Origin of the sequence: Flavobacterium tagetis, assembly GCF_016735615.1 — a bacterium.
Lineage (GTDB): Bacteria > Bacteroidota > Bacteroidia > Flavobacteriales > Flavobacteriaceae > Flavobacterium > Flavobacterium tagetis.
Window position 1 is genome coordinate 729,396 of the sequence record NZ_JAERSF010000002.1, and the last position, 22,843, is coordinate 752,238.

Annotated in this window: 14 protein-coding genes; all 14 read left to right on the forward strand. The window is 33.2% G+C overall.

The features are described 5' to 3' along the window. The first annotated feature begins 32 nt into the window (after positions 1 to 32). The 14 genes from JI750_RS10670 (at position 33) to JI750_RS10735 (ending at position 22,832) form a co-directional block, all read left to right on the forward strand. Positions 33 to 1,220 (forward strand): AAA family ATPase, encoded by a 1,188-nt coding sequence (locus JI750_RS10670; RefSeq protein WP_202001300.1) that lies wholly within the window; start codon positions 33 to 35, stop codon positions 1,218 to 1,220. Beyond that, positions 1,210 to 1,650 carry a hypothetical protein gene (locus JI750_RS10675; protein WP_202001302.1) on the forward strand — a complete coding sequence of 147 codons (441 nt, stop codon included), beginning with the start codon at positions 1,210 to 1,212 and terminating at the stop codon, positions 1,648 to 1,650. The genes JI750_RS10670 and JI750_RS10675 overlap by 11 nt, the downstream gene beginning before the upstream one ends. A gap of 141 nt (positions 1,651 to 1,791) precedes the next feature. Then, positions 1,792 to 2,865, forward strand: coding sequence for a magnesium/cobalt transporter CorA (corA, locus tag JI750_RS10680; protein WP_202001304.1), 1,074 nt, complete (start codon positions 1,792 to 1,794; stop codon positions 2,863 to 2,865). A gap of 65 nt (positions 2,866 to 2,930) precedes the next feature. Further along, positions 2,931 to 5,024 carry a phosphate acetyltransferase gene (pta, locus tag JI750_RS10685; protein ID WP_202001307.1) on the forward strand — a complete coding sequence of 698 codons (2,094 nt, stop codon included), beginning with the start codon at positions 2,931 to 2,933 and terminating at the stop codon, positions 5,022 to 5,024. A gap of 203 nt (positions 5,025 to 5,227) precedes the next feature. Next, on the forward strand, positions 5,228 to 6,412 hold the full coding sequence (locus JI750_RS10690; protein ID WP_202001310.1) for an acetate/propionate family kinase: 1,185 nt from the start codon (positions 5,228 to 5,230) through the stop codon (positions 6,410 to 6,412). Positions 6,413 to 6,514: 102 nt separating this feature from the next. Then, a complete protein-coding gene (locus JI750_RS10695) occupies positions 6,515 to 9,259 on the forward strand; it encodes a helix-turn-helix and ligand-binding sensor domain-containing protein (RefSeq protein ID WP_202001313.1) in 2,745 nt (914 codons plus the stop codon). 244 nt (positions 9,260 to 9,503) lie between these two features. Next, positions 9,504 to 12,512 (forward strand): SusC/RagA family TonB-linked outer membrane protein, encoded by a 3,009-nt coding sequence (locus tag JI750_RS10700; RefSeq protein ID WP_202001316.1) that lies wholly within the window; start codon positions 9,504 to 9,506, stop codon positions 12,510 to 12,512. 4 nt (positions 12,513 to 12,516) lie between these two features. Further along, positions 12,517 to 13,980, forward strand: a complete 1,464-nt coding sequence (locus JI750_RS10705; RefSeq protein WP_202001319.1) for a RagB/SusD family nutrient uptake outer membrane protein — start codon at positions 12,517 to 12,519, stop codon at positions 13,978 to 13,980. Positions 13,981 to 14,054: 74 nt separating this feature from the next. Next, positions 14,055 to 15,428: a glucoamylase family protein gene (locus JI750_RS10710; protein WP_202001321.1), complete on the forward strand. Its 1,374-nt coding sequence runs from the start codon at positions 14,055 to 14,057 to the stop codon at positions 15,426 to 15,428. A 6-nt stretch (positions 15,429 to 15,434) separates the two neighbouring features. After that, on the forward strand, positions 15,435 to 16,148 hold the full coding sequence (locus tag JI750_RS10715) for a carboxylesterase family protein (RefSeq protein ID WP_202001324.1): 714 nt from the start codon (positions 15,435 to 15,437) through the stop codon (positions 16,146 to 16,148). 10 nt (positions 16,149 to 16,158) lie between these two features. Next, positions 16,159 to 18,459, forward strand: coding sequence for a beta-glucosidase BglX (gene bglX / locus JI750_RS10720; protein WP_202001326.1), 2,301 nt, complete (start codon positions 16,159 to 16,161; stop codon positions 18,457 to 18,459). Between the two features lie 91 nt (positions 18,460 to 18,550). Then, positions 18,551 to 19,324 carry a glycerophosphodiester phosphodiesterase family protein gene (locus tag JI750_RS10725; protein ID WP_202001329.1) on the forward strand — a complete coding sequence of 258 codons (774 nt, stop codon included), beginning with the start codon at positions 18,551 to 18,553 and terminating at the stop codon, positions 19,322 to 19,324. 31 nt (positions 19,325 to 19,355) lie between these two features. Beyond that, positions 19,356 to 21,275: a discoidin domain-containing protein gene (locus JI750_RS10730; protein ID WP_202001331.1), complete on the forward strand. Its 1,920-nt coding sequence runs from the start codon at positions 19,356 to 19,358 to the stop codon at positions 21,273 to 21,275. A 165-nt stretch (positions 21,276 to 21,440) separates the two neighbouring features. Beyond that, positions 21,441 to 22,832, forward strand: a complete 1,392-nt coding sequence (locus tag JI750_RS10735; RefSeq protein ID WP_202001334.1) for a M20/M25/M40 family metallo-hydrolase — start codon at positions 21,441 to 21,443, stop codon at positions 22,830 to 22,832. Positions 22,833 to 22,843: the final 11 nt, after the last annotated feature.

The window sequence follows — 22,843 nt, forward strand, 5'->3', positions numbered from 1 at the left end:
GTTATATTTACATTGTAATTACAAGATGAAAAATGGAAAAATTGATTGTTAAAAATTTCGGACCAATAAAAGAAGCTGAAATAGATTTGACTAAATATGTGGTGTTTATTGGGGATACTTCTACAGGGAAAAGTGTTTTGGCAAAGTTGATTTCTATATTTAGAGATAATGATCTAACTTTTGGAATTGATAGGCTTGAAGAATTACGTAAACTATTTATTCATTATAATATTGATTTTAGTTTTAAAAGATCTTCTTTTGAATATATAAATAATAATTTAAGAATTACAGTTTTTAATAGAGATTTAAAAGTATATGAAGATAATAAATTATTAGTACTTGATGATAATCTTGAAAGTGCAAGAAAAAATTCGCTGATTGATGTTAATAATAGGATAAATAAAATTTTAAAAAATGATAATAAGCAATACGCATCTAAAGAGATAGATGAATTAAATGAAATTTTAAGAAAATTCATTGATTTTAATAGAAGTTTGCCGCATTCATTGCCTATTTATATTCCAGCTGAAAGAATTTTGGTTTCAATGTTAAGTTCTTCAATATCTGGTCTTTGGGCGAATAATGTCGCTTTGCCTACATGTTTTAAGGATTTTTCCGCGAGATATGAAGTTGCAAAAAAAGAAGTGAAACAATTGTACTTTGAGTCATTTAATATTAGTTTTAATGGAAATAATGAGGATGACTATATAAAAATTGGAGATGATGAATATGTTTTATCTAAAACTTCAAGCGGAATACAGTCATTACTTCCATTATTAATAGTGTTTGAGTCTGAAACTAATCAGAGTAATAGTAATCTTATTAAGACATTTTTAATTGAAGAACCGGAAATGAATTTATTTCCAATAAAGCAAAAGAAATTGATTGATCACTTAATTGAAAAAATAAGTAGCACTGATCATAATTTAGTGATTACAACACATAGTCCTTATATATTAACTGCATTAGATACTTTAATCTTGGCAAGTAATACTTTTATAGAGCATTCAGAATTAGAAAAAGAAATTGATGAAATTATATCTCAAAGAAAATGGTTAAATTATGATGAAATCTCTGTTTACGAAGTGCGAAATGACGGAAAAGTATATTCAATAAAAAATGAAGAATTCCGTAGTATAGATACAAATGCAATTGATGGAGTTTCGGATATTATTTCTGAAGAGTTTGATAAATTAACAGAATTACGATATGCACAATAATTTTGATGAATTAATTAAAGCAAATCAAGGTTGTTGTACGAAAAGTAAAGTTGCTTCTGAAAATGGAAAAAGATTTGAGATTGTTTCTAACGAAGATTTTACAAGAATTAGAATAGATGATTGTTTAATTACTTCGCAACAAGTCCAAAAATGTGATTTTGGTTTTGTTAGGCATTCAAATAATGATTTTTATTTTGTAGAACTTAAAGGGAAAGATGTTAAGATTGCTTTAGATCAAATAATTAATACAATAAGCATTTTTGAATCGACAATAATTAGAATTCCAAAAGATAAAAGATTTGGATTTATTGTTAGTTCAAGAAATCCTTTATCAAGTACAGAAACTAATAATTTAAAACAAGCTTTTGCTAAAAGATATGGAAGACTTTTAGAAATTAAAAGTGTACAATGTAAATACATTCCAAAATAAACCGAGAATTTATAGCTCGGTTTTTTTATGCTTATAATTTAAAAGAGACAGTACATCTAAATCTAGGTTTTACACAAACTGATAATTGTCATTTCCTGTTCGAATTCTTTTTCGTAATATTACTATTGTAAATTTTCATGAATGAGAAAGATCAAATATAAGAAAGGGCGCAAGCTGCAACATATTACTTTAGAGTACACTGGCACTCATAGAGAACACGAAACAGAGATGCAGCTTTTTGTATATAATGATGCAGATGTTGTTGAATACGATAAGTTTACCGTCTTGGCTCTAAATTCTTGTTTTGATTACACAAAAAACAATTGGCTTAATATTCATGGACTTCATGATATTAATCTCATTAAAACGATCGGAGCACATTTTAAACTAGATGATTTTCTACTTGCCGATATTTTAAATACCACCAAAAGAACAAAATTAGAAGATCAGCAAGAAATTCTGTTCTTCAATATAAAATCACTTCTTCCTTCTGAATATTCAGATAATATCAGTGTAGAACAATTGAGTTTCATTCTGAAGGACGGAATTTTAATTTCCTTTCAAGAAAAGCGTAGCGACTTCTTTACCCACATTCGAGAGCGTTTACGTACGCATGCTGGAATTGTTAGGACCAAAAAGGTAGATTATCTCCTGTATTTACTTTTAGACGCTGTAATGGAGAATTTCTATATTACGCTAGAAGATGAAGAAGATAAAATTGAAGATTTAATCAATTTAACTAAAAAAGAGGCTAAACCAGTTATTTTAGAAAAAATTGAAAATCATCGGGATAATTTAAATTTCTTAAAACGTTCTATAGTACCGCTTCGAGATTCGCTTTATTATTTGAAAACGAAAAAAGACGACGACGATGATAATGGATTAATCCAAAAAGAAACTTTCAATTTCTTTATTAGATTGCACCAGAAAAGTTTAGAACTTTTAGATCAGATAGAATCAGATATGAGTGCTTTAGAAAGCGCTTCCAATTTTTATTTTTCGGAACAAAGCCGAAAAATGAATGAAATCATGAAAACGCTGACGATCATTTCAGCCATATTTATTCCACTTACTTTTATAGTTGGAGTGTATGGAATGAACTTTGAAAACATGCCAGAACTCAAAATGCAAAATGGCTATTTTGTAGTCATGGGTTTAATGTTTTTGCTGGTAATAGCCCTAATCATTTATTTCAAGAAACGACGCTGGTTTTAGCCTTGGTTTATATTTGAAAGACTTGATTTTTGTAAACTTGGTATTTAGAATAAAAATAAATAATTATGAGTAAAGCAATATATATAGCCACTAGTGACCATAATAGCGGTAAATCAATTATCACGCTCGGGCTAATGAGTATCTTAATTGGAAAGACAGCTAAAGTAGGGTATTTTAGACCTATAATTGAAGATTTTGTCGATGGTGAGGTAGATAATCATATTGAGACTGTTTTATCGTATTTCAACCTCGATATTGCGTTTGAAGATGCTTACGCAATTACTAAAAGCAGATTAATCAAGAAAAAGAACAAAGGAAAAATAGGAGAGGTTCTAGATTTAATTATTGAAAAATATAAAAAGCTTGAAGAACGCTTTGATTTCGTTTTGGTTGAGGGGACAAGTTTTACTGGCGAAGGAACTTCTATCGAATTAGATTTAAATGTTTTAATAGCCAAAAATCTTGGAATTCCAACCATAATTGTCGGTTCTGGAGTTGGCAAAACATTGGAAGAGCTTTTAGATAGTTTGTATCTGGTTTACGATTCTTTCAAACTAAAAGAAGTCGAGGTTTTATCTGTTTTTGCTAATAAAGTGCAGCCTGAAAACATTGAGCTGGTTACTAATAGTTTGCAGAAAACGCTTCCCTCAAATGTTTTGATTAATACAATTCCACTTATTTCTAGCTTGAATAATCCAACAATGCAGGAAATTGTAAACGTACTGAATGCTAAAGTTTTATTTGGAGAAAATTATCTTAATAATGAAATTGGACATTATAGCGTTGGAGCAATGCAACTTCATAATTATTTGGTGCATTTGCATGATAATGCTTTAGTTATTACTCCTGGGGATCGTTCTGATATTATTTTAGGAGCATTACAAGCAAATGAATCAGCCAATTATCCAACCATTTCAGGAATTATCCTGACGGGTAATATCGTTCCAGAAGAAAGTATTTTAAAGCTGATTGAAGGACTTTCTGCCATTGTGCCGATTATTGCCGTAGATGGAGGAACTTACCATATTACAAACAAAATAGGCTCTATAAAATCGGAGATTTACGCCAACAATACACACAAAATCGAAACCTCAATAACTACATTTGAGAAATACGTTGAAATTGAAGCTTTATCGCAAAGAGTAATTACTTTCCAACCTGAAGGTATGACGCCAAAAATGTTTCAATACAACATGGTTAAGCGAGCCAAACAGCACAGAAAACATATTGTACTGCCAGAAGGAAACGACGACCGAATTATTACAGCAGCGTCTAGATTACTGGATATGGATGTGGTAGATATTTCAATCATTGGAGATAAAAAACAAATAGAAAGTAAAGTTACAGAGCTTGGACTTACATTTGATTTTTCTAAAGTAAATATCATCAATCCAATAGAATCTGAAATGTATGAAGATTATGCAAATACGTACTATGAGCTTAGAAAAGCCAAAAACGTAAGTATTACAATGGCAAGAGATTTAATGGAAGATGTTTCGTATTTCGGAACCATGATGGTGTACAAAGGTCATGCGGATGGAATGGTTTCTGGTGCGGCGCATACAACGCAGCATACCATTTTACCAGCATTGCAATTCATTAAAACAAAACCAAACTCGTCTGTGGTTTCTTCGGTATTTTTTATGTGTTTAGAAGATAGAGTTTCTGTTTTTGGAGATTGTGCCATTAATCCAAATCCAACAGCAGAACAATTGGCAGAAATTGCAATTTCTTCTGCAGAATCAAGTTTAGCTTTCGGAATTGAACCAAAAATTGCGATGCTTTCTTATTCTTCTGGCTCATCTGGAAAAGGTGATGAAGTAGACAAAGTAAGAGCGGCTACAGCAATCGTAAAAGAAAAAAGGCCAGACTTAAAAATCGAAGGACCAATTCAATACGATGCTGCGGTAGATTTAACTGTAGGAAAAAGCAAAATGCCAGATTCAGAAGTTGCAGGGCAAGCAAGCGTATTAATTTTCCCTGATTTAAATACAGGAAATAATACATATAAAGCCGTTCAAAGAGAAACTGGAGCTTTGGCAATCGGACCAATGTTACAAGGCTTAAATAAACCCGTAAATGACTTAAGTCGCGGTTGTACTGTAGATGACATCATCAATACAGTTGTCATTACAGCGATTCAGGCACAAGGAATGTAAATTCAATTAAAATTAAAAAATAGAACGCGGATGAGACAGATTCGCTATCGCGAAAACACAGATTTGCACAGATTTTACTTTGATAGAGTTTAAAATCCGTTTTAATCCGCGTTTTTACGAAGTAAATCTGCGGCATCCGCGTACTAATCTCAACAATAAAATAAACTTAGTGACTTAGTGCCTTCGTGGCAAAAACATAAAAAATGAAAATACTAATTATAAATTCAGGAAGTTCTTCAATTAAATATCAATTAATGGTAATGCCAGAAAACGAAGTAATCTGTTCTGGAATGATTGATCGAATTGGTTTAGAAACTTCAAATATCACTTTTAAAACGGCTGTTGCTTCACGCGAGGAAACGCTTCCAATTGCAAATCATAAAGTAGGTTTACAGAAAGTAGCCAATATGCTTTTAGACGCTGAAAAAGGAGTGATTAAATCGACTTCAGAAATTTCTGCTGTTGGACATCGTGTAGTGCATGGCGGAAGCGATTTTAGTGCTACAGTAAAAATTGATGAAAAAGTGAAAGAAAAAATCAAGCAGCTTTTCGAACTGGCACCTTTACACAATCCCGCTAATTTAGAGGGGATTAATGTGGCAGAGGAGATTTTCAGTTCAGCTGAACAAATAGCTGTTTTTGATACTGCATTTCATCAGACTATGCCAGAAGTAGCGTATAAATATGCTATTCCAAATTATCTTTTGACAGAAAACAAAGTACGTGTTTACGGTTTTCATGGAACGAGCCACAAATATGTTTCTGAAAAGGCTATTAATTATTTAAAAGATAATTCTAAAATAATTACCATTCACTTAGGAAATGGTTGTAGTATGGCCGCTGTGAAAAACGGAAAATGTATTGATACTTCAATGGGATTTTCTCCTTCAAATGGTTTAATTATGGGAACACGTGCCGGTGATATTGACCAGTCTGTTGTTTTTTATATGATTAAAAACCTAGGATATACTCCAGACGAAGTGAATGCCGTTTTATTGAAACAAAGCGGTATGCTTGGACTTACGGGTTACAGCGATTTGCGCGATATTGAAGCAGAAGCCGAAAAAGGCAATAAAGATTGTCAGTTAGCATTGCAAATGAATGCTTATAGAATTAGAAAAACTATTGGAGCGTATGCAGCAGCTTTAAACGGATTGGATGCAATTGTTTTTACGGCAGGAATTGGAGAAAACTCATCGTATATGCGTAATTTGATTTGTACGGATATGGATTATTTCGGAATTGAAATTGACACAGGAAAAAATGAACTGCGTTCTAAAGAATTAAGAGAAATCAATTCAGAGAAGTCTAAAGTAAAAGTTTTAGTAGTTCCGACTGATGAAGAATACGAAATTGCAAATCAGGTTTTTCAATTGCTTGAAAATTAGAAAGTTTTATTTTCTACTTACTTATAGGCTCCTTTATGGAGCCTTTTTTATGCTTTCAGTTTAAGTTTTTTGTCAGTATCTTTGAATCTAAAAAATAATATCTTGAAATCGATAATTTTTAAATCCGTTTTCTTCTTTTTCATCGCTTTACAACTTCAAGCACAAGAATTACTTCCTTTTGTCGAAAATTACAGCAAATCAGATTATCAGGGAGATAATCAAATTTGGAATGTTGTACAAGGAAATGATAATGCAATGTATTTTGCAAATAATCATTATTTGCTTCGTTACGACGGAGTAAAATGGGAAAAATATACACTTCCGAATAAAACTATTATTCGATCAATTTTGATTGAAGGAGATAAAATATACTCAGGTTCCTATAAAGAATTTGGTTATTGGTACAGGAAAGATGGTACAATGCATTATGTTTCTATTACCAAAAATCTTAGATTATTTGATGAAAAGGATAATGAAGAAATCTGGAAAATTTTCAGATTTAACGGTTCTCTTTATTTTCAGTCTTTCAATGATGTTTTTATATATAGCGGAAAAACAATCAAGAAAATTAAGTTTCCGTTCCTTATTTCGTATTGTTTTGGAGTAGATAAAGATTTATATGTAGCTTCGGTTAAGGATGGAATTTATAAAATGAACGGCAAATATATCTCCAATCCAAAAGGATGGAACGTTTTAAAAAATACTGTTGTCCATGCCGTAGAAAAATTTCAAAACACAACCTATATTTTTACGCAGAAAAAAGGTGTTTTCATTGTCGAAAAAAATGGACTGAAAGCCTGGGATCATCCTATAAATGAAACTTTAAAATCGGCAACCATCAATGTGGCAAAATTTGTCAAAAATGATAAATTGGTTATTGGTACAGGAAACCGCGGAATTTTCATTTTAGATTTAAAAAATAATTCTTTTAAAAATATCGAACGCGATAATGTTTTAATGAACAATTCAGTTTTGAGTATAGGATTGGATAAAGAAAATGATCTTTGGGTTGGTTTAGATAACGGAATTGCACATGTTGAGGTTAATTCTCCTATTTCTTTCTTTTATGATAATTCTGGGCTATTAGGATCTGTGTATGCTGTGGCAGCAATTAACAAAGGTTATTTAATCGCATCCAATCATGGAATTTTTGAATACAGTGCTGGAAAATTTAATATGATGCCCAATACGCAAGGGCAGGGTTGGAATATTTCTCTAATTGACGGAAAATATATCATTGGTCATAATGACGGTACTTTTTCATACGAAAATAATACTCTAACGAAAATTAATGGTGTCAGCGGTGGTTGGAATATGTCAAAAAGTAGTATCAATAATACTTATTTTCAATCTACTTATAGCGGTATTCTGGTTTATGACGATCCTTCAAATATGTCTCATTATAAGATTATCAAAGATCTGGCAAAACCCATAAAGTATGTTGCTCAAAACAAAAAAAATGAAATTTGGGCAGCTGACAATTATCGTGGCCTATATCGTGTTTTGCTAGACGATAATTACAATACGCTGAAAGTGGAAAATGTCACACAGCAAAGCAAAATACAAAATGATTTTGGAATAAAGATTTTTGAATTTAGAAAGGAAATCCTATTTCTAATTAATAACTCTTGGTACACTTACAATTCTATATCTAATAAATTGGAGGAAAATGAATTGTTTAATACAAACTTTAGAAATGTGACAGATGTCGTTTCGATTGATGAAGATCATTTTATGGTTTTGCAAAACGGAATCTTATATCATATTTATGCCCAAGGAAACAAATTTGTTTGGAATATTATTCAGGAGAAATATTATAAAGGAAAATTGATTAATGAGAATCTAAGGATTTTCAAAAAAGATAATTATTACTTATTTAATCTAGATGACGGATTTGTTTCGCTTAAACTCGAATATGAAAATAAACAAAATTCAGAAGTGAAAATTGAAGCATTTAGTGATGATGCTTTAATTCCGAGCGATGAAAAAATTAAATTCAATACAGAATTAAAGATTAACGTTATTTCTGGAATTTACGGAGCTAGCAAACCAAATTTATTTTATAAGCTCGACAAAGAAAAAGAGTTTATTCCAATTTCAGATGGATTAATTGTTTTGAACAATTTGAGTAGTGGTAACCATTCTGTAGAAATTTTTAAACATGATGGAGCAACTTATGAAACAGTTTCATCATATAAATTTAAAGTAGCCGAACCTTGGTATTTTTCATTTTGGATGATTTTACTTTATCTTCTTGTAATAGGAGCAGTTTTATTTTTCTATTATAAATGGAATAAGCTTCGTTATATGCAAAAATTAAAATTGCAGGCTGAAGAATTAAAGCATCAACGGGAAATTCTTGAAATGGAATTGAAAAAAGAAAACGAACTTAATATTCAAGAATACGAAAAACATATTTTAGAATTAGAACTGCAAGCAAAATCTTCAGAAGTTGCAGGGAAATCCCTGTCAATTGCCAAGCAAACGGAAATGATTGATAAAATTCAAGGCATTTTAGAAACTGAAAAAGATTTTAGTAAGCTTAAAAACGAAATTAGAAAAGCGATTAAAATTAATGAAGTGAATAAACACGAATGGGAGACTTTTGAGACCAATTTGAATCAAATTCACAACGAGTTTATTATTAATCTTTCTAAAAAATATCCACAATTAACTCCAAAGGATATTAAACTATGTGTTTATCTTAAAATGAATCTTTCTTCTAAAGAAATTGCTCCTATGATGAATATCTCTTTTAGAGGTGTAGAACTGCATAGATACCGCCTTAGAAAGAAGCTGAACCTAACTCAAGACGAAAACCTGTCTAAGTTTTTATTAACTCTGTAAGATTTGATTTTATTTTTTATAGAATTTATATTTTTCTATATCATTTTTTATATAATTACGATACATCATTACTACATCATAATGTTATGTTAAACGATTTTTGTTAACATTTACCACGTTGATAATCATTGTTATAAGATAAAATTTTAACACAATGATGTAGCTATGTTGTAGTGGTGTTTGATGTACTACAACGTTGTAATTGCTTAATTTGGCTCTACTAACTTAAACGATTACGTACTGTATGAAAAATTTTATTTTTAGCTTTTTAGCGCTCTTGCTGCTGCCTACATTTATGTTAGGACAGACACAAGCAATTAAAGGAAAAGTAGTAGACAGTAATGGAATGGGAATTCCAGGAGCAATTATCGCTTCAGCTGATGCTAGAGCTACTGCAGATGCAGATTTCGACGGAAACTTTACAATCAATGCAAAACCTGGAGACATTTTAAAAGTGTCTATGTTAGGCTTTGATTCAGTTTCTGTACCGGCTACTGCCGCGACGATGACAATTACCTTAAAAGAGGCAGGCGATACTGCCTTAAAAGAAGTAGTTGTAATTGGATACGGTACAAGAAAGAAAATTGATAATACTTCGGCGGTTAGCTCAATTAAGTCCGAAGAGATTACCAAGATGAAAGTAATGAATGCTTCTCAGGCAATTCAAGGAAAAGCTGCTGGGGTTCAGGTGTCTACTTCAGATGCGCCGGGAAGTACGCCTTCAGTTGTTATTAGAGGGGCTGGTACAGCATTAGGAGGAAGAAATCCTTTATATGTTGTAGATGGTATGCCGACTGATAATATCAACAACATCAATACTAATGATATTACGTCTTACGAAGTATTAAAAGACGCTTCTTCATTAGCTATTTATGGTACTAGAGGTGCAAATGGTGTAATTATGATTACAACCAAAGCAGGTAAAGGAAAAATTACTGTAGATGTAGAAAGTTTTGCAGGGGTTAGAAGCCCTTTAAAAACTGTAAAAATGGCAAATGCTGATGAGTATGTTCGTTACAGTAATGCCGCTTATAGCAACGATTTTCCACAAGGTAGATTCTCTGCTAATCAACCGTATAATACAGATTGGTTAGACGCAATTACAAGAACAGGATCTTATACTCAGAACAATATTTCTGTTTCAGGCTCTTCAGAAAATGTAAAATACTTTTTCAGTCTTGGAAATTATGAAGAAAAAGGAATCTTAAATGGTTCTGATTATGGACGTACAACATTCAGAAATAATAATGAGTTTAAACTTTCTGAAAAAGTTAAGTTAAGCCAAAACTTTAGTGTAAGTAATATTAAAAATACGCCAATGCCTTTGAGCGCATTTACAAATGCTTACCGACAATCACCATTAGTTCCTGTTCGTTATGCTGACGGTAAATATGGAGTGCCATTTATTTCTAACGGAGTAGTATCTGAAACTGGTACATCTTTTAATAATGTTGGAAACCCAGTAGCTCAATTAGATTATACAAATGAGCAACAGCAATCTGTAACTTTACAGGGAGGATTAAAATTAGATTGGGATATTCTTAAATCTTTGAAATTTACTTCACAATTCAATGGAGAATTTTATACTTACAAACAGTATAATTATGTAGATAACTTAGCGCTTTGGCTATCTGCAGACCCTACTCGTGTAGCAGAAAAATATCCTTCAGATTTAAATAAAAATACTTTAACAAGAAACAGAGACCAATATTTCAACTGGAACTTGTCTAACTATTTAACGTATAATAAAGTTTTTGCTGAAATTCATGATGTAGAAGTTACAGCTGGTATTGAGGCGAATGTTCAAGGTACAAGAGAAAAGTTAACAATTGATAGAAAGAATGTAAATGCAAATTCAAACTATTGGTCTTTAAAAGATGTTAACGTTGCAGGTACTGTTACAGGTTTAAAAGACGAAGCTTTAAATGAAAGAAGATTGGCATCTTATTTTGCTCGTTTTCAATATAAATTAATGGACAAGTATTTGGTTACAGGTACTGTAAGACGTGATGGTTCATCTCAATTTGCTGAAGACAAACGTTGGGGAACATTCCCATCAGTTGGTTTAGGATGGATTCTTTCAAAAGAAAGTTTTTTAAGCAATGTAGAGCCAATTAACTTATTAAAAATTAGAGGTTCTTGGGGTAGATTAGGAAATCAAAATGTTCCTCTTAATACTCAATTATTAACTTCTGGATTGGATTATTCTGGTTTAGGTTCAGGTACTACGATTAACTCTCAAGTAGACCCTAATTTATCTTGGGAAATTGTTGAAGAGCTTTCAGGAGGTTTTGATTTTGAAGTATTGAACAGCAGATTAAAAGGATCATTTGATGTGTATGATAAAAATACAACAAATACAATTTTAAATGTTAAGCCTTATTCAACTTCTGGAATTACACTAGCTACGCCTGCACATGTTGGAGAAGTATCTAACAAAGGATATGAAATTGCATTACGTTGGGATGATAAAATCAACGATAATTTAAGCTACTGGGTAGGAGGGAATTTTTCTCATAATAAAAATGAACTTACAAGTCTTAAAAATGTTCAGTTAAATCCAATTATTGGAGGAAGTTTAGGAAATGGTCAAAATACTAAAATTCTTGACAATACTTCAGTAGGTCAGCCATTAGGTAGTTTTTATATGTATGAGTACGCAGGAGTTGATCCAACAAACGGTCAAATGCTATACTACAAAGCAGATGGTTCTAAAGTTGCTCAATCAGGGTTAGACGAACTTAAAGATAAAAAATACGTTGGGTCTCTTTTACCGACTTCTAATTATGGAGTTACTTTAGGATTAAACTATAAAAACATTGATTTCTCTGTTGACGGTTACGGAACAGGAGGGGCAAAAGTATACAATGGAAAAAAAGCGCAAAGATTTGGAGGGGAAAATGTAGAAGCTTCTATGGCAAATGGTTTTTGGACACCTACAAATACTACGTCTTCAATTCCAGCACCATCTAATTTAACTCCTTATGCTTCAACGTACTACTTGGAGTCTGCAGATTTCTTTAGAATCAATAACATTACTTTAGGATATAAACTTCCAATAAGAGAAAACAACTTTATCAGCTATTGCAGATTATATGTAAATGCAATTAACCCATTTATAACACAAAAATTCTCTGGATTTTCACCAGATGTTGTGTCTGATGGTAAGTTAGTTGAAGGTACTCAAGGTGTTGAGTTAGATGCTTACCCATCATTGAGATCATTTGTTATTGGTGCAAATTTAAAATTTTAATATCATGAAAAGAATATATATATCAATGTTTGTACTTTCTGGATTATTATTGTCTGGATGTTCAAATGACTTTTTGGATGTAGAACCAACAGAAGCTATTCCAGCTGATCCAAATTTGGTAAATAGCGATGAGGGAGCTAAAGGTTTTGTAACTGCAATTTACAATCAATTTCTAGGATGGGAAATGTCGTCTTTTGGATGGAATGCAGTTTCAAGTATTATTAGTGATGATGCTGACAAAGGATCTGATCCAGGAGATGCAGGAGGAGATAAAGATATTGTTGATGCTTTAACTTATAATGCTTCAACTCCATCATTTCAGTCAACTTGGAATGCAAATTATGCGGGAATTAACAGATGTAATCAGGCATTGGCAATGTTCCCTAAATTAGATCAGGCAACACCAAGTTTAAAAGCAAGATTAGTTGGAGAAACAAAATTCATGAGAGCATTCATGTATTTTACTTTAGTTAAAGGATATGGAGGAGTTCCTATTATAGATCATTTAGCTACGGTTCCAATCTCTGAGGAAGATAGAAAAATGCAATTGACTCGTAAGTCAGTAGCTGAAGTTTATGCTTTTATTGAACAAGATTTAAATGACGCTATCGAAGCTTTGCCTTTAAAATCAGAATACACAGGAGCTGATGTTGTTAGGGCTTCAAAAGGGGCAGCATATGCTTTATTGGCAAAAGTAAACCTATATCAAAAAAACTGGCAAAAAGTAATTGATAATTGCGATAAAGTAACTGGTTACTCTTTAGTTTCTGATTATTCTTTGCAATATAAAAAAGAAGGAGAATTTGGACCAGAATCTATTTTCGAAATTAATGGAGTAGGTTCTACTTCTAGTCCTGGATTTGGAATTGGAAACTATACTGTTTCTCAAGCACCTCGTGGAGCTGGAGGATGGGGTTGGGGATTCAACACACCAACTGAAGGTTTAGCAAATGCATATGAGGCAGGAGATGTTAGAAAAGACGCTACAATTATTTTCAGAGGTTCAGTTTTATATGATGGTAGAGAAGTACCATCAACTGTAGCAAATCCAAGATATAATTATAAAGCATATTCATCATCTTTCTATAACCAAGAATTTACAGATACAAATCTTAGATATTTAAGATATGCTGAGGTTATATTAATGAAAGCTGAAGCATTAAACGAATTAGGAGAAACTGCTGCAGCAATTCCTTTAGTAAACCAAATTCGTCATAGAGCGGGTTTAGGAGATACTCCTTTTACTTCTCAAACTGATATTAGAAAAGCAATTTATAAAGAGAGAAGATTAGAATTTGCTTTTGAACATGATAGATGGTTTGATATTGTTAGAACAGGACAGGCTGAAGCGGCTATGGCAGCAGATGGTAAAACTTTTATCGTTGGAAAACATGAGTTATGGCCAATACCAACTTCATTCTTAAGAGAAGCAAACGGGCTTTCTGAGCAGAATCCTGGCGGATATTAATCAAAATCTTAAAAATCACTTCCTTCAGATTTCCTGAAGGGAGTGATTATTTATTAAAATCTTAAATTTTTATAATGGTTAGAATTTCAGTTTTATTTTTAGCTTTTGCTTTTTTTGGTTGTGGAAAAACAGATAAGTCAAAAGAAAATGTACAGGAAAATACTTCTGGCGTTACTGGATTAACAGATGATCAGCTTTTGGATGCTGTTCAAAAACAAACATTTAAATATTTCTGGGATTATGCAGAACCAAATTCTGGATTAGCCAGAGAGCGTTATCATCCTGACGGAGTCTATCCTGAAAACGACTCGAATATCGTAACAACTGGAGGTTCTGGTTTTGGATTAATGGCGCTTGTTTCAGGCATGTCACAAGGATATATTACTAAAGATCAAGGAGTAGAAAGACTTAACAAAATTGCAAATTTTTTAGGTAAAGCAGATCGTTTTCACGGAGCATGGTCACATTGGATTGACGGAAATACAGGAAAAGTAAAGCCTTTTGGAACCAAGGATAATGGTGGTGATTTAGTTGAAACCTCATTTTTGGTTGCAGGAATGATTACCGTTCGTGAATATCTTAAAGATGGTTCTGAAAAAGAAAAAGCAGTAGCTCAAAAATACGATGCACTTTGGAAAGGGGTTGACTGGCAGTGGTACACAAATCAAAAAAATGTCTTATACTGGCACTGGTCTCCGAGTTATGCTTGGCAAATGAATTTTCCACTACAAGGATATAACGAATGCCTTATTACTTACGTAATGGCAGCGTCTTCGCCAACTCATACTATCGATGCAAAAGCATATCACGAAGGATGGGCGAGAAGCGGTGGCATAGTTTCTTCAAAAACAAAATATAATATCCCACTTATTTTAAAGCACAATGGTGCAGAAGAATTTGGCGGTCCGTTATTCTGGGCTCATTATTCTTATGTAGGTTTAGATCCAAATCAATTAAGCGATAAATACGCTAATTACTGGGATTTAAATGTCAATCAGACTAAAATCAATTATGAATATTGTGTTCAAAATCCAAATAAAAATGCAGGTTATGGTCCTGAATATTGGGGTTTAACAGCTTCTTATTCTAGAAACCCTGACGGTTCTATCGGATACAATGCACACATGCCAAGCAACGATCAAGGTGTTATTTCTCCAACAGCAGCAATCAGCTCAATTGTTTACACGCCAAAAGAATCGATGGCCGTAATCAGAAATTTATACGAAAATCATAAAGACGAAACTTGGGGAGATGCTGGTTTTTATGATGCTTTGAGTTTAGGAAATAAATGGGTTGCAAAACGTTATTTAGCAATTGATCAAGGCCCTGAAGTTGTAATGATTGAAAATTACAGAACAGGCCTATTATGGAAATTGTTTATGAACGCGCCAGAAGTAAAACAAGGTTTAACAAAACTTGGATTTAAATCTGGAAAATACGGAATTTAAGTCTCTATGAAAAATACATTAGCATTTATATTTATGTTGTTTTCTGTAGTTGTTTTTGGGCAGAGTGAAACAACTGGGAAAATCAATACGGTTATAATGTCTAAATACGAACTAGGTTATGTTTTGCATCGTCCAGCGAATGTTAAGGAGAAAAAGCCATTAATTGTTTTTATTTCGGGTGATGGAGAAAAAGGAACCGATTTAGAAAAGGTAAAAATTAATGGGCCTTTAAAATATTTAAAAACGAACCAATTAGATGCTTATGTTTTGGCTCCGCAATGCAAAGAAGACGAAAATTGGGATATAGAATCAATTTATCAGCTGATTGTGAAAATTCAGAAAGAAAATAAAATTGATTCAGAAAGAATATATGTTACTGGTTTAAGCTCAGGAGGTTGGGCTTCATGGAATTTGGCTTTTGCACATCCTGATCTATTTGCCGCAAACGTACCTGTCGCCGGCTTTGTAGATTTGATTCAGTTAGAAAAAGCATGTGAAATAGCCAATATTCCAACCAGAATTTTTCATGGATTACTCGATGATGTGGTAAATGTGAATTATGCGATAACGATTTACAAAGAATTGAAAAAATGTAATGCTAAAGATGTGAAGCTGACCATTTTTGATGATGCTGGACATGACAGCTGGACAAAAGTATACGATAATCAAGAAATCTATGACTGGATGTTGCAGCAAAGAAAAACGAATACAAACAAATAAATAGAATAGAATGAAAAACAAATTAGTCTTACTTTTTTTAGGATGCGCTGTTTTGGGTTATGCTCAAAAAAAGCCAGCTAAAAATACAGTGAAAATTAAACCAAAGTCTGAATTTGTGGCGGAATTAATGTCAAAAATGACTTTAGACGAGAAATTGGGTCAGTTAAACTTGCCAACATCTGGTGATATTACCACTGGGCAGGCAAACAGCTCAAATGTGGCAAAAAATATTGCTGAAGGAAAAGTGGGCGGTTTGTTCAACATTAAATCAGTTCAAAAAATTAAAGAAGTACAGAAAATTGCGGTTGAAAAAAGCCGTTTAAAAATTCCGTTGCTTTTTGGTATGGACGTTATTCACGGTTACGAAACAACATTCCCAATTCCGTTAGGATTATCTTGTACTTGGGATATGGGCTTAATTGAAAGAAGTGCCCAAATCGCGGCAAAGGAAGCAAGCGCAGACGGTATCAACTGGACATTTTCTCCAATGGTTGACATTTCTCGCGACCCAAGATGGGGAAGGGTTTCTGAAGGTTCAGGAGAAGATCCATATTTAGGAAGCCAAATTGCAAAAGCAATGGTTAATGGTTATCAGCAGCATGATCTAACTAAAAATAACTCAATCTTAGCTTGCGTTAAGCACTTCGCATTATACGGAGCTCCAGAAGGTGGACGTGATTATAACACAGTTGATATGAGCCACATCAGAATGTTTAATGATTATTTTCCTCCTTACAAAGCTGCAGTTGATGCAGGTGTAGGTTCGGTTATGGCTTCTTTCAACGAAGTTGACGGAATTCCAGCAACAGGAAATAAATGGTTAATGACAGATGTTTTAAGAAAACAATGGGGTTTCAAAGGATTTGTAGTAACAGATTTTACAGGTATTCCTGAAATGATTCCGCACGGAATGGGAGATTTACAAGATGTTTCTGCTTTAGCATTAAACGCTGGAGTTGAAATGGATATGGTTGGAGAAGGTTTCTTAGGAACTTTGAAAAAATCTTTAGACGAAGGAAAAGTAAAAATTGAAACAATCGATAATGCTGTAAAACTTATTTTAGAAGCAAAATATGATTTAGGATTATTCCAAGATCCATATAAATATTGTGACGAGAAGAGAGCAAAAACTGAAATCTTTACAACAGACAGCAGAAAAGAAGCGCGTGATATTGCAGCTCAATCGTTGGTGTTATTGAAAAATCAAAACCAATTATTGCCTCTTAAAAAATCTGGAACAATTGGTTTAATCGGCCCATTGGCAGATGCTAAAGAAAACATGCCAGGAACTTGGAGTGTAGCTACAAAAATGGAAAATGCTGTTTCATTATTGAGAGGTATCAAAGAAGTTGCTGGAGCTGGAACTAAAGTTTTATATGCAAAAGGAAGCAATTTAGATTATGATGAAACTTTTGAAACTAATGCAACAATGTTCGGTAAAACGTTACACCGTGATGCTCGTACAAAAGAAGAATTATTGGCAGAAGCTTTAAAAGTTGCTGAGCAATCAGATGTAATTGTGGCAGCTTTAGGAGAATCTGCAGAGATGAGCGGAGAATCTAGTAGCCGTACAAACTTAGAAATTCCTCAAGCGCAAAAAGATTTATTAAACGTTTTATTGAAAACAGGAAAACCAGTTGTGTTGGTTTTATTTGACGGACGTCCGTTAGTAATTACTGACGAAGAAAAAACAGTTCCAGCCATTTTAAATGCTTGGTTTGCTGGTACAGAAGCAGGTTATGCTATTGCTGATGTGTTATTTGGAGATGTAAACCCTTCAGGAAAATTGACTTCAACTTTCCCAAGAAGCGTTGGACAATTGCCAATTTACTACGCACACAAAAATACGGGAAGACCACTTTCTAACACAGAAGGTAAATTCGAAAAATTCAGATCAAATTATATTGACGAAAGAAACGAGCCTTTATTCCCATTCGGATTTGGTTTAAGCTATACCACTTTTGATTATTCAAACTTGAAAATTTCTTCTGATAAAATGAATCCATCTGGAAAATTGAAAGTAACTGTTGATGTAACGAATACTGGAAATTTTGACGGAAAAGAAACAGTTCAATTATACATTAGAGATTTAGTTGGTTCAGTAACAAGACCAGTTAGAGAATTAAAAGGTTTCCAAAAAATAACACTTAAAAAAGGTGAAAAACAAACAGTGAGTTTTGATATCACTGTTGAAGATTTAAAATTTTATAACTCTGATTTACAATTCGTAGCAGAGCCTGGACAGTTTGATATTTTCGTTGGAGAAAATTCAAATGCCGATAAGAAAGTTAGTTTTGAGTTAACTAAATAGTTGGTTTATTTGATTAGTGAAAAGCCCTTCGTTTGGAGGGCTTTTTTTCTAAGAGCAAAAGACCTTTTTGTAATTTTTTAACTACGATTATATGAATACTTTTAAAATATTTAGTGCAATTTGCCTTATTACTTTTTCGTCTAGCTATGCGCAAAAAAATGCAATTGTAGCGCATCGCGGAGCTTGGAAAAAGAACAATCTGCCAGAAAATTCGATTGCATCATTAAGGCATGCAATCGATTTAAAATTGCCAGGAACAGAGTTTGATGTTTGGAGAACAGCAGACGATTCTCTTGTAATCAATCATGATGCTCATTACAATAAACTGCTTATTGAGGAAACGAATTATGCAGATTTAATAAAGTTTAAACTTTCTAACGGAGAAAAACTTCCAACCCTTCATGAATACATTTCAGAAGGAATGCGAAACAACAAACACACACTTTTAGTTTGCGAAATCAAACCTTCAGAAATAAGCAAAGAAAGAGGACAAAAAACGGGTGTAGCAGCAGTCGAAACCATTAAAAAATTAAAAGCCGATAAAAATACCTGCTACATCAGTTTTGATTATGATATTCTAAAGAAAATTAGGGAAATAGATTCTAAAACTTCTCTACAGTATTTAGAAGGAAACAAATCACCAAAAGAAGTAAAGGCAGATAAAATTAATGGTGTTGACTATCATTATTCTGTTTTTCAAAAGCATCCGGAATGGATTCAAGAAGCTAAAGACAATAAAGTGATCTTAAATGCTTGGACTGTTAATGACGCAAAAGATATGGATTGGATTATAGCTCATAAATTCAATTACATCACAACAAACGAACCCGAACTTTTAAAGGAAAGAAAAGAGATTAAAAAATAGTCTTTAAAACTTAACTTAAGAAAATCTAAACATGAAAAAATTATATAAAAAATTAACGCCTATTGTATTGTTTTCGATACTTTTCGGAAGCAGTCTTTTGGCGCAAAATTCTGGCAAGACAGAATGGTTTGACCCTAGTAGACCAGCTACAACCTATTGTAATCCAATAAATATTGGTTACAATTTTACAACACACAATCATAACGGAATTCCAGAATCACGCCGTTCAAGTGCCGATCCTGTAATTATTACCTACAAAGGCGAGTATTATTTATTCGCTACCAATCAAGCAGGTTTCTTTTGGAGTAAAGACATGTCAGATTGGAATTTTGTTTACGGAAGTTTTCAAAGACAGCCAGGCGATGATGACCAGTGTGCTCCTGCGGCTTGGGTTGTAAATGACACTTTATTTTATGTAGGTTCAACTTGGAAAAGAGATCATCCGATTTGGAAAACAGCTGATCCAAAATCGGGAAGATGGACACGTCATATAGATAAAGCAATGCTTCCGACTTGGGATCCAGCAATATTTCAAGACGATGACAAAAAAGTCTATATGTATTACGGTTCAAGTGGAAAATTACCGCTTGTAGGTGTTGAAGTTGACTATAAAACTTGGCTTCCAAAAGGAAATCAGTCGGACTATGCAACTTTGTACAAAGCAACTGAAGTCGAAGATATTCAAAAACCTTATGGACAAATTAAAGAAGTTGCTATTTTAGATCCTTCAGCTCACGGATGGGAGCGTTTTGGACCAAATAACGATATGGAACCAGCGCCATGGGGTAACTTCATTGAAGGAGCTTGGATGACGAAACATAACGGAAAATATTATATGCAGTATGGTGCGCCAGCAACTGAGTTTAAAGGTTACGCAAATGGTGTTCATGTTGGAGATAATCCGTTAGGGCCATTTACGTATCAGAAACATAATCCGATGTCATATAAACCAGGCGGATTTGTAATTGGAGCTGGACACGGAAATACTTTCGCAGATAATTACGGAAATTATTGGAATACAGGAACATGTAAAATTTCAATAAAAGACCGTTTTGAGCGTCGTATAGATATGTTTCCTGCTGGATTTGATAAAGACGATGTAATGTATTCGATCACCGCTTATGGAGATTTCCCAATTGTACTGCCAACGAGTGAGCGTGATCAGACAAAAGGCGCTTCATCTGGATGGATGTTGCTTTCATATAAAAAGCCTGTGTCAGTTTCTTCGTCTGAGGAATGTATGGAAGTAGAAACACACAGAATGGATCATGGCGGTAAAAAAGTCTATGAGAAATTCTGTTACGGACCTGAAAACCTTACAGATGAAAATATTCAAACCTATTGGTCTGCAAAGACAAGCGACCCAGGCGAATGGCTTCAAATGGACTTAGGAAGACAAATGGAAATAAATGCGTTGCAGATTAATTACGCAGATCATAAAGCGACACAGTTTAATAAGGCAATGGACATTTATTATCAATATAAAATATTTATGTCTGATGATGCCCAAAATTGGACTTTGGTTGTTGATAAATCTAAAAATGATAAAGATGCACCTCACGATTATGTAGAGCTTTCAAAATCGATAAAAGCACGTTACATTAAAATGGAGAACATTCACAATGCATCAGGTTTGTTTGCGATTTCTGATTTTAGAGTTTTTGGAAATGGATTGGCTGCAAAACCAAAACCAGTAGCTTCTTTTAAAGTAGACAGAAACAAAGCAGATTCTAGAAACGCTATGATTTCATGGAAAAGACAGACAGATGCAATTGGTTATAACATTTATTACGGAATCGCTCCTGATAAATTGTACAATAGCATTATGGTTTATGGTGACAATGCATACGATTTTAGAGGTTTGGATAAAGGCACAAAGTATTATTTCACTATAGAGCCTTTTAATGAAAATGGTATCGGGACAAAAAATAAGATTATTGAAGTAAAATAATCTTTATTTACAAAATAAGTAAAAGCTCCGATTGCAAATTGAATAATTTGCAATTGGAGTTTTTTTTTGAGAAAAGGTTGAGAAAAAAACTTCAGAAATGTCGATAATTTTGTTCCTTTGTGAATGTACCATTGGTATACTAAACTCCAAATTACTACAGAAACTATGAAAAAAACGATTCTTTTAACTGCTTTAGTTTTAAACGGATTGACATCTTTTGCTCAGACAAATGATGAAAAAAACATTAAATTATTTTACAAAAAAGCTTTAACCGAAGCAAAATGTTACACTTGGCTAGAATACTTGTCAAATGATATTGGCGCTCGTTTGTCTGGATCTAAAGGTGCAGAACAAGCAGTTGAGTACGCTAAAAGCCAATTAGAAAGTTTAGGGCTTGATAAAGTTTATTTACAAGAAGTTATGGTGCCACACTGGGTTCGTGGCGAAAAAGAAACTGCATACATTCTTAATGGAAAAGTAAAAACAACAGTGCCGATTTGTGCATTGGGAGGTTCAGTTGCAACTCCAAAAACGGGTCTTACAGCAGAAATAATTGAGGTTCAGGGAATAAAAGAGTTGAATGAACTTGGAGCTGATAAAGTAAAAGGTAAAATTGTTTTCTATAACAGACCAATGAATCCTGAAAATATTGAAACCTTTACTTCTTACGGAGCTTGTGTTGATCAAAGATATGCAGGAGCAAAAGAAGCTGCAAAATTGGGAGCAGTAGGAACAATTGTTCGTTCTATGAATTTACGTTTAGACGATTTCCCTCATACAGGAGCTCAAAGTTATGGAGATTTGCCAAAAGCACAATATATTCCAACAGCCGCAATTAGTACAAATGGAGCTGAATTGTTGAGTAAATCTTTAAAAGCAAATCCAGCTTTGAAATTTTATTTTAAACAATCTTGCGAGACTTTACCAGATGCATTGTCTTATAACGTAATTGGTGAATTGACTGGAACTGTAACTCCAGAAAACATTATGGTTGTTGGTGGGCACTTAGATTCTTGGGATTTAGCAGATGGTTCTCACGATGATGGAGCGGGAGTAGTGCAGAGTATGGAAGTAATTCGTATTTTGAAAAACTTGAATTACAAGCCTAAAAATACGATTCGTGTTGTATTGTTTATGAATGAAGAAAATGGCGGAAAAGGTGGTGCTAAATACGAAGAAGTTTCAAAACAAAATAAAGAGAATCATATTTTTGCATTGGAAAGTGATTCAGGCGGATTTTCTCCAAGAGGATTTTCAATTGAAGCTGACGACGTTAATTTGAAAAAGATACAAGGTTATAAAGATCTTTTTGAGCCTTATTTAGTGCACAGTTTTACAATTGGCCACGCAGGTTCAGATATTAATCATTTAACCTCACAAGCTATTGTTAAAGCAGGTTTGAAACCAGATTCTCAACGTTATTTTGATTACCACCATGCAGCAAACGATACTTTTGATGCCATCAACAAAAGAGAACTAGAACTTGGTGCAGCAACAATGACTACATTAATGCATTTATTAGACCAAAACGGAATCGAGACTAAAAAAGCGAATTAAAATTCAAATTA